Consider the following 14,149-nt stretch of genomic DNA (forward strand, 5'->3'; position numbering starts at 1 on the left):
TGGTACTCCTCCTCTCTATTATCTTTTAATATTAACTTCTAATGAGTATAATAGTGTGCAGGATGGAGTGAGATAGATGTTAAAAGTATTACTATTTTTGATAGCCAAAAAGAAAAAAACTTTAGAGAATATGGCGATTCAAATACAAAACGGGGATGAGCAATTACTGAACGAAGTCCTCGAAGACTATAAGCCGTTCGTTAAAAAGACGGTATCTTCAGTCTGTAAACGGTATATCTATGAAGGTGATGATGAATTTAGCATCGGTCTTATTGCCTTTCATGACGCTATCTTAAAATATAATCATCAGCGAGGGTCATCCATCATCAGTTTTTCTGAAGTAATCATCAAACGGAAAGTTATTGATTATATAAGAAAAAACGGGAAATTTCAGGATATGAGCATCGACATGAGTGTGGTAGAGGATGATGGAGAGACAACAAATTTAACAATCGAGCAAATCGTCTCCGTTGAAGAATATGGGAAACAGCAAGAAGGTAAGAAGAGGCGGGAAGAGATCATCTCTTTCCAGGAACATCTTTCTCACTTCAAATTATCCTTCCATGAGCTGGTCGAACAATCACCTAAGCATGAAGATGCCAGACTGAATGCCATAGACATTGCAAAAACGGTAGTGAATTCCAAAGAATTATTGAACTACCTCCTTGAAAAGAAACGGTTACCCATAAAAAAATTAGAGAAACAGGTAAACGTTAGTAGAAAAACAATTGAGAGAAATAGAAAATATATTATTGCCATTACTCTTATTCTAATAGGAGATTATGTGTATTTACGGGATTATTTAAAAGGGCGGTTAGAGATATGAAAAATGGGATCATTATGGAAATCAAACGTGATATCCTCGTTATGATGACCTCAGAAGGGGAATTTCTGACGGGAAGAAAGCAGCCCAATCAACATTACACAATAGGAGAAGAAATTCCTTTCTTTCCTTTGCACCATGAACCTGCTAGGGGCAAACGATCTTTTATATGGAATTGGAAAGCATCGACTGTATTATTAACAGCCATAATCCTCATCCTCACCCTGTTTTCAAGTGGTTTCATACAGAGTAACCAGGCATATGCCTATGTGTCAGTCGATATCAACCCAAGTATGGAATTGACATTGAATGAAAAACAACAGGTGATCAAGATTACTCCTTACAATCAAGATGCCAGAGTGCTTTTAGAAGAGCTGGATGGCTGGGAAAACATAGATGTAAGTGAAGTGACAGAGGAAATCTTCCTCTTATGTGAAGAAATGGGATATTTAAAAGAAAATCAAAATGTTCTCATCACCTCTTCATTTATTGAGGATTCAAATGGTCAGCGTGAAGATGAGTTAGTTGCTGAAATAAATAAGTTTGTTCAAGAATATAGCACAGACCACAACATGAACATTACGGTGAAAGAAACATCGCAGGAAATGAGAGAAGAAGCTTCTGATAAAGGAATGACTGCCGGGTCATTATTACGGGAAACTGAAAAAGCTGAAACACCTAAACCCGTCGAGGATACCAACAAAAAAGAGTTAAAAGAAGAAGATGTCCTCAAAGAGGGAATAAAGAAAGAGAAGAGTTCTAAGGTTGAGAATCAAAAGGTGGAATTACGTTCAGTCGATAAGAAACAGAAACCAGAGGGTACTGAGAAACTTCAAAAAAATGATAAATTCCATTCAAATCAAAAAAAGGACTCAGAAAAACCTGTACAGAATGAACGAAAAAACAATTCTTCTGATTATAAGCATCGGAACTCCAATGATCATTCTAATCGTGATGAAGACAAATATAAAGGAAATGCAAAATGGCATAGTCCTAAAAATAGTAAAGAAGAAAATGAACGAGATCAAGACAGAAAAGAAGAGAGACGAAATCATAACGATTGGAAAGAGGATAAGAAACGAGATCATCAAGACTGGAAAGATGAAAAGAAAAGGGATCACCAAGAACGAAAAGATAATAAAAAATATAAAGATGATTAAAAAAAGCGGCCCATTTGCATAAATGGGTCGTTCTCATTTATAAAGGGTAGCTGGTGAATCCAGCTACCCCAATCCAATATTATTTAGTTTGTTGTCCGGAAAGTTGAGATTGAGCTTGTTTAACCAGTCGTTTCGTGATTTCTCCTCCAACGGATCCGTTAGAGCGAGCCACTGTATCTGATCCAAGTGTCACACCAAACTCTTGAGCGATTTCATATTTCACTTGATCAAGGTATTGTTCAACACCAGGTACGAGTAATTTATTACTGCTTCTAGCCATGGTTGTTTCCTCCTTAGTAGTAGACTTGAAACAATGATGTTTCTGTAGTACTATTATTTGTCTTATTTCTTCGAACATGAATGGTAATATTTCGCCGAAATTGTATAGTTTGTATGGGAGGGAATGAATCCCTGAGACTTGCTGGTTTAAGCTGCTTTCCTTAAAGAAAGAATAAACATATAGGAAATTATCCATTTTTCCTTTCATTCTTCGTACATATTCATTAAGATAGAAAAGGAAATAACCTTGAAAGGGAAATACACAAATGTGGTATAAACTTAGATTAAACTTGAATAAATTGACTCCAGCTCAAGTCATAGTGACGTTCTACCTTATCGCTGTTACAGTGGCAACGATTCTTTTGAGCTTACCATTTGCCCATAAACCCGGGGCAGAGTGGAGTTTTATTGATGCTATTTTCACGTCCGTCAGTGCCGTGAGTGTAACCGGCTTAACGGTTGTAAGTACTGCGGATACGTTTAACACAGTAGGAATTTTCTTATTGATATTTGTTTTACAGTTCGGTGGAATTGGAATCATGACTCTTGGAACTTTTTTCTGGCTTTTGGTAGGTAAGAAAATAGGATTGAAAGAACGGCGCTTGATTATGACGGACCAAAATCAAACCAATCTGTCCGGCCTTGTTCATCTATTAAAGCAAATATTATTACTTATCATTGTGATTGAATTAGTGGGTGCATTTATTTTAGGGGTCTATTTCCTGAGTTACTATCCTAGCTGGCAGGAGGCATTCATTCACGGACTATTTGCCTCAGTGAGTGCTACGACAAACGCTGGTTTTGATATAACCGGTCAATCACTCATCCCATTTAAAGATGATTATTTTGTCCAATTTATTACAATCATTTTGCTTACATTAGGGGCGATTGGATTTCCAGTTTTAATTGAGACAAAAGACTATTTACTGAACAAGCAAAGAAGCAAACATCATTTCTCATTATTCACTAAAATTACGACCATTACATTCGGTATTTTATTAATCTTTGGGACGTTGGTAATATGGTTGTTCGAGTATGATCGATTTTTTTCGGGTATGGCTTGGCATGAATCTTTCTTTTACTCCCTTTTTCAATCTTCATCGACGAGGAGTGGCGGTCTTGCTACCATGAATGTCGCAGAGTTTTCAACACCTACATTACTGGTATTGAGTGCGTTAATGTTCATTGGGGCATCTCCCAGCTCAGTGGGTGGTGGGATTCGGACAACTACCTTTGCCCTGAATATTTTGTTCTTATTCCACTTCGCCAGGGGCAATAAGACGATCAAGGTGTTTAGAAGAGAAGTACACGAACAGGACATCATTAAGTCTCTTGTCGTTACGATGGTGGCCGTCCTTATGTGTTTTGTGTCGGTCGTTATCCTAACGATTACCGAAGATCACAGTCTGATCGAGATAATATTTGAAGTTGCTTCAGCCTTTGGAACAACAGGTTTATCATTGGGAATCACTTCTGATCTTTCTTCCATTGGAAAGAGCGTGATTATAGCACTCATGTTCATCGGACGTGTCGGCATTCTATCCTTCTTGTTTATGATAGGTGGAAAAGAGAAAACAACCAAATATCATTATCCAAAGGAAAGGGTCATTATTGGATAGAAAAACGATGCATGCCGCATCGTTTTTTTATTTAAGAACTGAATAGGGGACATCAAAGTAAATCCAAAGGAAGAGAATGATGGGGAAGGATATGATCCATCCTACAACCGGGTTTTTATGATGAACAATGAGAACGGTGAACATCAAGATATTAAATAGGATGTCCCATCCAAAATGCCAGCCATTGTGATAAGTCATCATTCCAAAGATATGAGAAAGTCCTTCGGTCACTCCGTAAATGCCCGTCCACAACATGACCCAGATGACTTTTCCGCGAAAAGTCGCAGGCAATCTGCCGATAAAGATCGCAATGGTGGCTGTGTATTGTACTACCATTTTACTTAATGAAATGATCGTATGATTCAGATTGATGTGGTCTCCTAATGCCGTAACCGTTTGGAACTGCCACATGGAATAGTCGTATAAAAGATACTGGGAGAGTAGATCTCCAATAATAAAAAACAATAAAGTTGGATAATAGCTGTAAAAACCCTTCCAATTCCCGAATTTCCATCCAAGGAGAGCATAACAAAGTAATAAGACAAGTATCATTGCATATCCTCATTTAGCTTTTTTGCTTAGTTTCTGGTTAAATGCATCATTTATTCAGTCTTTTTCTTCTAGTATTGGAATACCTTTTGTAGCCAAAATCATATTACTTTTGGAATGGAAAGAGAATGTGGTGGGGAAAGTAAGTTACAAAGGAGATGAGTTACATGATGAAACGAAAAGCTCAATATAATGCTGCTGAAAAGAATAATCAAACACCTTTAAAGAATAAGCAAGAGGCAGAATTCTCCGCTGAATTCTCTCAAGGAGAAGATCCTGCTAAGGGAAAGAATAGAAACTCTTCTAAAGGTATGAAGGGTAGAAGCTGATGAAGGATAAAAAACAATCTTTCCGTGAAGAGTTTGGTCAGGAATTTGGAGATGTTAATGCAGCCAAAATTCTGGAAGTGACACAAAAACAACCGAAAGCAAAAAAAGACAAGAAAAAATGTTAAGCGATTCGCTTAACATTTTTTCTTATCTATAGTGAAACAGATTGTCTGCCAAACTCAAATACGGTAGATTGACCTGTAGCAGGTTCAAAGTAAGCTAACACATACTGATCTTGTCCATCCTTCGACTCAATCATTTCAAGGAGTGTATGCTTATACAATTCTTTTTCACTTAAGTTTAGCCGAGCGAAAGATTCACCTGCTATGGATGGTTGTGCCAGCAAGGTTTGATAAATAGCGGACCTTTCTTCTTTCGTCATTTCATGTGTCCACCAAGGCTTTCTTGGTTTGTATTTCTGATTCTCTAAGTAATCCAATTTCATTAGACCTTCAATAATCGATATGTTGAAGCTAGTCTCTGTATAAAGAAACTCATGCAGCCTTTTAAATAAATCCTCCAGTTGATGTCCGATTCTTGACCAACCCCGGTTTTCCCAGTAGGAGCCGAATAGTTGGAAGAAATCAAATGGTGTTTCAAAGCATTCGGTCACCAGATATTCGATCGTCCGATCCATACGATGATCGTTCCAATACTTTTCTAATACATCTTCAACCTGTTTGATCCTAACGATATCATCAAAGGATAATACATTGTTCCCGAGGATCTCATAAGGGGAAAGGTCCATGTACGTATATTGATGGTCATTGGCACGAATCCTCAATCCCGTTCCGCGAAGCATCTTCAAGAATCCTAATTGAAGTTCCTCTGGACGCAGTTCAAATACATCATTGAAGGTTTTCCGGAATGAATTATAATCCTCTTCCGGCAGACCGGCAATCAAATCCAGATGCTGGTCGATCTTTCCTCCATCCTTGACCATCGTAACGGTTCTTGTCAGTTTGGAGTAATTTTGTTTTCTCATAACAAGATCATTCGTTTCGTCATTTGTTGATTGGATACCAATTTCAAAGCGAAATAACCCTGCTGGGGCATTTTTGTTCAGAAATTCGATGACTTCCGGTCTCATGATGTCTGCTGTGATTTCAAATTGAAAGACAGTTCCAGGCAAGTGTTCGTCGATTAGGAATTGAAACATTTCCATGGCGTAGCTTCGACTGATATTAAACGTGCGATCCACAAATTTAATTGTTTTTGCGCCATTTTTCATTAAGAATCGAATGTCCTCTTTTACCTTTTCTCTGTCAAAGTAACGCACACCCACTTCGATCGAAGAGAGACAGAATTGACAACGGAATGGACAACCTCTGCTTGTCTCGATATACGTAACCCTTTTACCCAATTGAGGCAGGTCTTCTTCAAAGCGGAACGGTGAGGGTACTTCCCTTAAATCTATTTTATTCTGCTGTGGCTTGATGACCGGCTTTCCATCTACTAAATAAGCCACACCATGGACCTTTGAAAAGTCCCTGTCACCATTCAGTTCATCCAATAACTGCTTAAAGGATTCTTCCCCTTCACCGATAACGATAAAGTCAACGTCTTGCAGCCGCTCCAGCCAGTAGGGAACATCATATGTGACTTCTGGACCTCCCAGGACGATGGTAACTTCAGGCAGGATTTTTCGAAGTATCTTGATCACTTTGATCGTCTCTTCTATATTCCAGATGTAACAGCTGAATCCTATAATATCAGGTTTTTTCGAGAACAAATCACTAGCGATGTTAAGGGTGGGATCCTTAATGGTGTATTCAGCCAATTCTATCTCATGTTCAGGCTCAGCAAAGGCCTTCAGACAACGAATGGCCAGATTGGTGTGAATGAATTTTGCATTTAACGTACTTAAAACGACTTTCTTCATAAATAAGCTCCTTTTATACTAAGTTCACCTGACGGAACATGTGAACCATTGTAAACCATATTTTCCAACATATACGAGTTGTTCGTACATCTATCCTAAACCGTACTGATTATCATTTTATCTAAGGAAGAGAGAAAGCTCAATGTTTGTCTAGAATGAATTTAAATTTATTGTAAGTATTAGAAGGAATTTAAGGAAAAGTTACGAATAGTATAATAAAATAAATAGTTTTTTGAAAATTGTGTAGAAGATGATCAATATATACCTTAAGAGAATAGATACTCACGAAAAGGGACTGACCCGTGTCTGCTATTGGGTCAGCCCTTTCTAGTGAGGTTTATCTTGTTTTCATTTCTCTTTTTGAAAGAAGTTTCTGGAGTTTGGTTGATTTAAACTCCACTATCGGTTGCGTAATGCTTGTGAAAAACTTTGTCGAGAAAATCATTGTCAGAACCAATGATACACCGAGCAAGATTAATAAACTCGTAGTGGGATCAATTGTATCCTTCAGCTGGCTTTCGCGGAATAGGCGGATAAGAAAACCGTGCAGCAAGTATACATATAGTGTATTTTTGCCCCATTTAGTAAAGAACTGTCTTTTCGTTGGGACAAAGGTAAAGAAGCTAAAGATCATCACAACGTTCAGCATGTAAACAAACGCCCTGACAGCTAAACTAATGGTGTTGTTCCCTTCGAATTCTCCATAAGGCTTAGAGCCAAGTAACCATTTATCGGAGAATTCAGGGATGAAATACATTCCTAAAAATACGAGAATAAATAATGTACCTGCCACAATACGTGCTTTACTCGTTTTAAAATATTCGAAGTGCTCCTTTTCCAAATAATAGCCCATCAGGAAAATTGGAAAGAAGACAAACGTTCTGGACAGGCTAAGATAATTTGAAATCACATCAGCAAAACCTACAAGCAGTCCAATGGAAAAAGCGATTGCCAATCCGAGGCCGGGCTTGAACTTAAACCACTTGATGAAGACATACAATAATGCGTTCCAACAGAATAAGCTGATGAGGAACCATAATGACCAGTGCGGATTAAGTGGATCGATTTCAAATGTTGATTTTTGATAAAGAAAATAGTAATACACCGTGTAGATCAATTGAAACACAATGTAAGGAAGAATTAATTTTTTTGCCAGTTTCTGAATATATCCCTTTTTATAAAATCCTTTTGCGAAAAACCCTGCCACAAGAATAAAGGCTGGCATGTGGAAGGTGTAAATCGTTTTGTACAGAGAAAGGATAAATGGATCACTTTCTATATAGGACCGGATCAAATGTCCAAATACAACCAGGAAGATCAAAATGAATTTGGCATTGTCGAAGTAATAGTCACGCTGTTTCATATCTTCACCATCTCTTAGAATAGATTTATCCTAATTCATTCTTACCCTAGGATACAATGAGTAAAACATGAATTTCACTGTTAATTATCACCAAAAGTATGGGGAGCTATGCGAACTCTATAATGATTTGAGCCAATAGTCGTCTTTTAAAATAGTAGGGGGATGAGGAAATGACTAATAGTAGTAAATTGCAGAAAGAGTTGAATAAGGAAGAATGTCATCCCGTCGATAGGGAAATTTGCTTAGCATCACCCATGCCGATGTTCGTGATCAATAAAGAGTTGAAAATCGTCTTTGCCAATGGAGAAGCATGTGAAACGCTTCAGACTACGAAAGAAAGGATTACAGGGACACTGTTCAGCAACTATTTTACTTCTGTGCCGGCCCCGATTGTGGCTCATTATAAGGAAGTTATGGAAACCGGTAAGAATCTTGAAGATGAAACCTTAATGAATGTTAGTGATAAGAAAATCATCCATATTGAACTATTGCTTAAAAAATCGACCATTTCTCCTAATGCCTATTTGTATTTCAAAGATGTAACGGCACTAAAGGAAAAAGAGCGGAAAGATCATATGAACGTCCATTTGTTATCGAATATTTTTCAAAATGCATCAGAAGGAATCGTTCTCTTTGATATAGAAGGAAATATTAACGATGTGAACCAGGCGTTCAGTTCACAAGTCGGATTGGAAAAGGATGAAATCACGAACAGGAACATAAGCTCATTTATCCCTGAAAGTGCCCATTATAAGGTTGAAAAGATAAAAGAACTGATTTCTCAAAACAAAAAAGCCCGTGGAGAAATTCCGATTAAAAAATCACACAGCATTTCAATTGTGGAATTTACGACAAGTCCGTATGTGCATCACAAGCTTCATATGGCCATTCTTAGGGATGTAACCGAGAAGAGGCAGATGGAGATACAATTAAAACGAAACGAAGAGTTGTTTAAAGGGTTATTTGAAGAAGCGATCGATGCGATCGTGTTATGGGATCAGGATGGCAGGGTACTAAAAGCGAACTCTTCTGCCCTGAAAATCTTTGAATGCTCCCTTTCAGAGCTTCTTTCGAAGAGGATAAGGGACTTTGTATATCCTCTTGAAAGCCAAAAGTTTGATTTAGTCATGGAACAGTTAAACAGAAGTGGTGCAGTAAGGGATGAAGTTCTGTTTCTTATGCCTAACAATCAGTTGAAGCATTTGGAATTTACTTCTAAGCTTCATTCCGTTGATGGGTATAACATGACAATCTTCAGGAATGTCAGTGAGCGTTATCAAATGGAAAAGGAACTACGGGAAAGCGAGGAGAGGTTCAGAAAAATATTCGAAGGCTCACTGGACGGCCTGATTCTTACCAATCACAATTATGTTGTCGTAGATGCAAATCCTGAAGTGAGTAAGATCATTGATATCGAGAAAGATCACTTAATCGGTAAAGATGTACGTGAAATATTGAATATAGACCCCGGTGAAGAATCATATGATGAATACTTACAACAGCTGAAAGAAGACGGGCAGGCGACGTTTTTACAAACATTGACTTCTCATAGGGATAAAATTCAATACATTGAGCTTTCATCCAAATACAATTTACTCTCTAATTTAAATTTAACGATCATTCGTGACATTACAGAACAAATTGAAATGCAGGAGCAGTTGAGAAAGTCAGATACATTGAGTGTCGTTGGGGAGCTTGCTGCAGGGATTGCCCATGAAATCAGAAATCCAATGACCGCCCTTAAAGGCTTTATTCAATTGTTGGAAAATAGTGTGGGTCAAGATCATGAGATGTATTTCAATGTGATTACTTCTGAGTTTCAGCGGATTGAATCCATCATCACTGAGTTCCTGGTTTTAGCAAAGCCACAGGCGATTCAATATCAAGAAACGAATTTAATCAGGATCATGAAAGATACCGTTGAACTACTTAGTGCTCAGGCAGTCATGCATAATGTTCAGTACGAGGAGAGTTACCAAGCGGAGCTTCCAACCATCATCGCAGAGCCCAATCAGTTAAAGCAGGTATTCATTAATGTCATCAAGAATGCGATTGAAGTCATGACGGACGGTGGGTTCATTTCCATCCGGATTCAAGAGACGGATGATGAAATGATTCATATTCGCATAAAGGACCAGGGTGGCGGGATATCAAAGGATAAGATTAAAAAGCTGGGTGAACCTTTTTACACAACGAAGGAACGGGGAACTGGACTTGGTCTGATGGTAAGCTTTAAAATTATTAAAGAGCATAAAGGAAGCGTTCAGGTTGAGAGTATCGTCGGAGAAGGGACCATCTTCCACATTTATCTCCCTAAATCGTAAAGGAGTCCTGTATAATGTCATATGATTCTATTGTAATGGAGAGTCCGATTGGAATGTTAGAACTCCAGGCGGATCAGAGCCATCTACTTTTGGTGCAATTTTTAGAAAATGATTCACGAGGGGATTTTTACACCGAGAATCCAATATTACTAAGAGCACAAGAACAGATCACAGAATTCTTTAAGGGGGAGAGAAGGGAATTTGATATCCCCCTAAAGATAAAGGGAACGTCTTTTCAGAAGGACGTATGGAACACCCTGCAACAGATTCCATTTGGTGAAACCAGGTCATATCAGGATGTTGCCGAAGCGATTCAAAGACCTAAAGCTGTCAGGGCAGTTGGGCAAGCGAATAAAGCAAACCGATTTCCCATCATCATTCCATGTCACCGTGTCATTGGAAAGAATAATACACTTACAGGCTATGCCGGTAAGCAGGTGGATAAGAAAGAAACCTTATTGTTGTTAGAAAAATAGAATAAAAAAACAGGCATTCTCCTAGGGAGGATGCCTGTTTTTTTTATTTAGTGATTGAATCTTTTATCTATTTAGATTATCATCTAATTAGATAGTAATCTAATTAGAGAGGGGGAGACATATTGCAATTAAGTAAACAGGTGGCTTTCCATAAAACGATGGGGGATCCGACGCGGATCAAGATTGTCTATTTGCTGGCATCAGAAAGCTTGCACGTAGGAGCCATTGCGGGGAAACTGGGACTCACCGCCCCTACGATATCCCATCACCTAACGAAACTCAAAGAGTGCAATCTTGTTTATTCGCGAAGGGAGAAGAACACGGTTTACTACTATTTGAATAAAAAAGTCCTGAGTCATCATGGAAATGTCCTTCATCAGTTTGCTCAGGGAGAGGAAGGGGAAAGTGTGATGTCAGAAAAGTTATTGAAAGAAAAACAAAAGGTGATGAATAATTTCCTGGAGAAGAATGGACGTATCAAAACGATTCCTTCTCAACAAAAGAAGAAATTATTTATATTGGAACATATGGTGGAAGGGTTGAAGGTGGGAGAAAAATATATGGAAAAAGATTTGAATGAATATATTCAGCAGTTCCATGAAGACTTTGCGACCTTAAGAAGAGAATTTATCATTCATCAGTTCATGTATCGGGAAAATGGCATTTATGAAGTGAATCCGAGGGAAATGTGGGCTTCTACAAAGTTAATGGGAGAATAAGATGAATGCCAAAAGAAGAGCAGTAGGAAGCTCTTCTTTTGGTTATGGTTTAACTCCTATGGTTTGTTGAATACTATCTTGGAAGGGAGGGTACAGGACCCCTTTTTCTGTGATGATGCCGGTAATCAGTTCATGAGAAGTAACATCGAATGCAGGGTTATAAACAGGAACATTTTCTGGCGCAATCAGTGTCCCGCTGACCGTTGTAATCTCTTCCCGGTTTCGCTCTTCAATGGGAATATCGTTTCCATTGGAGCTGGATAAATCGAAAGTGGAAGAAGGAGCAGCGACATAAAAGGGTATATTGAAATGTTTACACAAAATGGCAAGCATGGACGATCCGATTTTATTTGCGGTATCCCCGTTGGCAGAAATTCGGTCAGCCCCGACAATCACGGCTTCTACTCCTTTTTCTTTCATGGTATGGGCAGCCATGCTATCCGTGATGAGGGTGACATCTACTCCTGATTGCTGTAACTCCCAAGATGTCAGGCGGGCTCCTTGCAGAACGGGCCGTGTCTCACATGCATAAACCTGAAACGCTTTTCCTCTTTCTCTTCCTAAATGAAAAGAGGCCAATGCAGTACCGTATTTACTCGTTGCAATGGAACCGGCATTACAGATGGTCATCACGATCTGTTTATCCTTTAATACACTTAAACCATTTTCACCTATTAGGCGGCACACTGCCTCGTCTTCTGCATGAAGGTGGATGGCAGCATGGAGTAAATTAGTTTTCGCTTCATTAACAGAAGAAGCATTCTCTAATACCTTTTCTAACCGGTTCAAAGCCCAAACCAGGTTGACTGCTGTGGGGCGTGAATCGGCAAGGTATTTTTTGTCACGTTGAAACAGATCGATGAATTCCTCTAGCGTTTTCACTTCATACTGACATGCAGACCGGGCTAAACCGTAAGCAGCTGTGATGCCAATGGCAGGTGCACCTCTCACTTTTAGTGTGATAATCGCATCATAAAACTCTTCAATGGTCGTCAGTTTAATATATTCCACTATGTTAGGCAGTTTTTGTTGATTAAGGATCAGTAAATAATCTTCATGCCACTCTAGTGAAGTTGGAATGGTCAATGCTTGTGTCATGATAATCTCCTTTTGATTATTCAGAATGGGACTTCAATAGGGACAAAAGCTCTTCGATCGAATAGATCTGCTTTCGTGTTATGATCAGTTCCTTACCGAGTGTCAAGCAGGTCCGTTTAGCCTGTAATCTTCGTTCTTTATCCGGGATGCCATCCAGATCTTCTACATGAGCGAGGCCGATCGTTCTTCTGATGCATTCACATCCTGCAAAACCGATGCTGTCTTGAAAGCTCTTCTCCAATACATATTCAAGGTAGCCATTCACTTTCGTGTAGGCGTCCCCGCTTTCCTTCCAATGCTTAGAAAACGCGGAGGAGAATACTTTCCAGGTATTCTCAATGTGATAAAAAATCGTTTCCTTCTCATCAGGTTTAGAAACTGCCTGGAAAATAAGGTTGGCAATGAACTGTCCAATATCAAAGCCAATCGGTCCATAAAAGGCAAATTCGGGATCAATCACTTTCGTTTGATTCTTATCTACAAAGATGCTTCCTGTATGAAGATCTCCATGAAGAAGTGCTTCTCCTTCAGTAAGAAAGCTCTTTTTCAATTTGGCCACTTCAAGCTTCAAGGTGAAATCATCCCATAAATGTTGAACGTCCCGGGAAAGCTCTTCTTCAAATTCATTGGTTTCACTGTTGAAAAAGGGATCTGTAAATACTAGGTCCTCAGTGATTTTGCACAACTCAGGATTTGAAAATTCTTTCACATACTCCTTTTTCTTGAAAGGATGAAGGGCATAATCAGAGGTGAAATATAAGGTGTTTGCTAAAAATGTTCCAATGTCATGGGAGAGCCGGGGATACTTTTCCCCTTTGATAAGGCCAGCCCGGGCAATGGTCATTGTGCTCAAATCTTCCATGACAGTAATAGCTAGTATCGGATCAGAGTAGTACACTTCAGGAACCAGATCCCCTACAAATGAACGCTGAAGCTTAAGGGCACTCGCTTCTATTCTTGCCCGTTCGATTGTTAACGGCCAGCTTTCGCCTACAACCTTCGCAAATGGCAGGGCTTGTTTGATGATGATTCCTTTACCTGTTTCCCGTTCTAATACACGAAAGACCAGATTTAAATTCCCGTCTCCAATTTCTTCACACGTTAAGAGAGTGCCGTCCTCAAATATTCGTAAGCGAATCGCCAGTGCGATTGCCGCCTGTTCAGTTAGTGGTTGATATGCATTTAGTTTCGTAATGGCCATCATCGTTCCTCCTTATAGTACAGACTTATGAAAGACTGTGTTATGGAGGCTTTTCCGTGGTATAAGAAAAGCCTCTTTCATGTTCGAAAGAGGCTTGAAGAAGGTATCTTCATCGCCTCTTATCTCTCAGAAAGACTATCTTTCTGTTGGAATTAGCACCGTGCCTTGCTGGATCATTCAATCCGGCGCATGCTGCGCCCCGTTTTACAACGGTATTATGGTCGGTTGCTGGGCTTCATAGGGCCAAATCCCTCAGCCAGCTCTTGATAAGAGTTGCGTTAACTATTTAATTAAACTTTCAGAATGTTTCATTTGATTTGAATAGTA

14 protein-coding genes and 1 riboswitch are annotated in these 14,149 nt (G+C 39.0%); of the genes, 8 read left to right on the forward strand and 6 right to left on the reverse strand.

Annotated elements, in window-relative coordinates; genetic code table 11:
* Nucleotides 1-76: 76 nt before the first annotated feature.
* On the forward strand, nucleotides 77-826 hold the full coding sequence (sigI, locus tag ACQKFO_RS18330; RefSeq protein ID WP_427600268.1) for an RNA polymerase sigma factor SigI: 750 nt from the start codon (nucleotides 77-79) through the stop codon (nucleotides 824-826).
* Entirely contained in the window at nucleotides 823-1,983 is a 1,161-nt protein-coding gene (locus tag ACQKFO_RS18335; protein WP_427600269.1) for an anti-sigma-I factor RsgI family protein, read from the forward strand. The genes sigI and ACQKFO_RS18335 overlap by 4 nt, the downstream gene beginning before the upstream one ends.
* Nucleotides 1,984-2,062: 79 nt before the next feature.
* Here the strand turns inward: ACQKFO_RS18335 and ACQKFO_RS18340 are convergent, their stop codons facing one another.
* Nucleotides 2,063-2,263, reverse strand: coding sequence for an alpha/beta-type small acid-soluble spore protein (locus ACQKFO_RS18340; protein ID WP_044337619.1), 201 nt, complete (start codon nucleotides 2,261-2,263; stop codon nucleotides 2,063-2,065).
* A gap of 265 nt (nucleotides 2,264-2,528) precedes the next feature.
* Here ACQKFO_RS18340 and ACQKFO_RS18345 point away from each other — a divergent pair, with 265 nt between their 5' ends.
* Nucleotides 2,529-3,881 (forward strand): TrkH family potassium uptake protein, encoded by a 1,353-nt coding sequence (locus ACQKFO_RS18345; protein WP_427600270.1) that lies wholly within the window; start codon nucleotides 2,529-2,531, stop codon nucleotides 3,879-3,881.
* A gap of 27 nt (nucleotides 3,882-3,908) precedes the next feature.
* On the opposite strand, the gene ACQKFO_RS18350 is transcribed toward ACQKFO_RS18345, so the two are convergent.
* A complete protein-coding gene (locus tag ACQKFO_RS18350) occupies nucleotides 3,909-4,433 on the reverse strand; it encodes a CBO0543 family protein (protein ID WP_427600271.1) in 525 nt (174 codons plus the stop codon).
* 164 nt (nucleotides 4,434-4,597) lie between these two features.
* Between ACQKFO_RS18350 and ACQKFO_RS18355 the strand changes: the two genes are divergently transcribed.
* Nucleotides 4,598-4,759, forward strand: coding sequence for a hypothetical protein (locus ACQKFO_RS18355; RefSeq protein ID WP_324747899.1), 162 nt, complete (start codon nucleotides 4,598-4,600; stop codon nucleotides 4,757-4,759).
* Nucleotides 4,759-4,884 carry a hypothetical protein gene (locus tag ACQKFO_RS18360; protein WP_427600272.1) on the forward strand — a complete coding sequence of 42 codons (126 nt, stop codon included), beginning with the start codon at nucleotides 4,759-4,761 and terminating at the stop codon, nucleotides 4,882-4,884. The genes ACQKFO_RS18355 and ACQKFO_RS18360 overlap by 1 nt, the downstream gene beginning before the upstream one ends.
* 26 nt (nucleotides 4,885-4,910) lie before the next feature.
* Here the strand turns inward: ACQKFO_RS18360 and ACQKFO_RS18365 are convergent, their stop codons facing one another.
* Together ACQKFO_RS18365 and ACQKFO_RS18370 are read right to left on the reverse strand one after the other, a co-directional pair.
* On the reverse strand, nucleotides 4,911-6,641 hold the full coding sequence (locus ACQKFO_RS18365; RefSeq protein ID WP_427600273.1) for a B12-binding domain-containing radical SAM protein: 1,731 nt from the start codon (nucleotides 6,639-6,641) through the stop codon (nucleotides 4,911-4,913).
* Between the two features lie 337 nt (nucleotides 6,642-6,978).
* The gene (locus ACQKFO_RS18370; RefSeq protein WP_427600274.1) at nucleotides 6,979-8,004 is read right to left on the reverse strand and encodes an acyltransferase family protein; all 1,026 of its coding nucleotides are present in this window, start codon (nucleotides 8,002-8,004) and stop codon (nucleotides 6,979-6,981) included.
* A gap of 170 nt (nucleotides 8,005-8,174) precedes the next feature.
* On the opposite strand from ACQKFO_RS18370, the gene ACQKFO_RS18375 reads away from it, so the two are divergent.
* The 3 genes from ACQKFO_RS18375 to ACQKFO_RS18385 all read left to right on the forward strand — a co-directional run bounded on the left by ACQKFO_RS18375 (nucleotide 8,175) and on the right by ACQKFO_RS18385 (nucleotide 11,523).
* Complete coding sequence (locus ACQKFO_RS18375; RefSeq protein ID WP_427600275.1) at nucleotides 8,175-10,328, forward strand: PAS domain S-box protein; 2,154 nt, start codon at nucleotides 8,175-8,177, stop codon at nucleotides 10,326-10,328.
* A gap of 14 nt (nucleotides 10,329-10,342) precedes the next feature.
* The gene (locus ACQKFO_RS18380) at nucleotides 10,343-10,804 is read left to right on the forward strand and encodes a methylated-DNA--[protein]-cysteine S-methyltransferase (protein ID WP_427600276.1); all 462 of its coding nucleotides are present in this window, start codon (nucleotides 10,343-10,345) and stop codon (nucleotides 10,802-10,804) included.
* A gap of 122 nt (nucleotides 10,805-10,926) precedes the next feature.
* Complete coding sequence (locus ACQKFO_RS18385) at nucleotides 10,927-11,523, forward strand: metalloregulator ArsR/SmtB family transcription factor (RefSeq protein WP_427600277.1); 597 nt, start codon at nucleotides 10,927-10,929, stop codon at nucleotides 11,521-11,523.
* A gap of 42 nt (nucleotides 11,524-11,565) precedes the next feature.
* Here the strand turns inward: ACQKFO_RS18385 and mtnA are convergent, their stop codons facing one another.
* On the reverse strand, nucleotides 11,566-12,621 hold the full coding sequence (gene mtnA, locus ACQKFO_RS18390; protein WP_427600278.1) for an S-methyl-5-thioribose-1-phosphate isomerase: 1,056 nt from the start codon (nucleotides 12,619-12,621) through the stop codon (nucleotides 11,566-11,568).
* Nucleotides 12,622-12,637: 16 nt separating this feature from the next.
* The gene (gene mtnK / locus ACQKFO_RS18395; RefSeq protein WP_427600279.1) at nucleotides 12,638-13,822 is read right to left on the reverse strand and encodes an S-methyl-5-thioribose kinase; all 1,185 of its coding nucleotides are present in this window, start codon (nucleotides 13,820-13,822) and stop codon (nucleotides 12,638-12,640) included.
* 116 nt (nucleotides 13,823-13,938) lie between these two features.
* Nucleotides 13,939-14,095, reverse strand: a riboswitch (SAM riboswitch).
* Between the last annotated feature and the right edge of the window lie 54 nt (nucleotides 14,096-14,149).

This window comes from Rossellomorea sp. NPDC071047, assembly GCF_050270195.1.
Lineage (GTDB): Bacteria > Bacillota > Bacilli > Bacillales > Bacillaceae_B > Rossellomorea.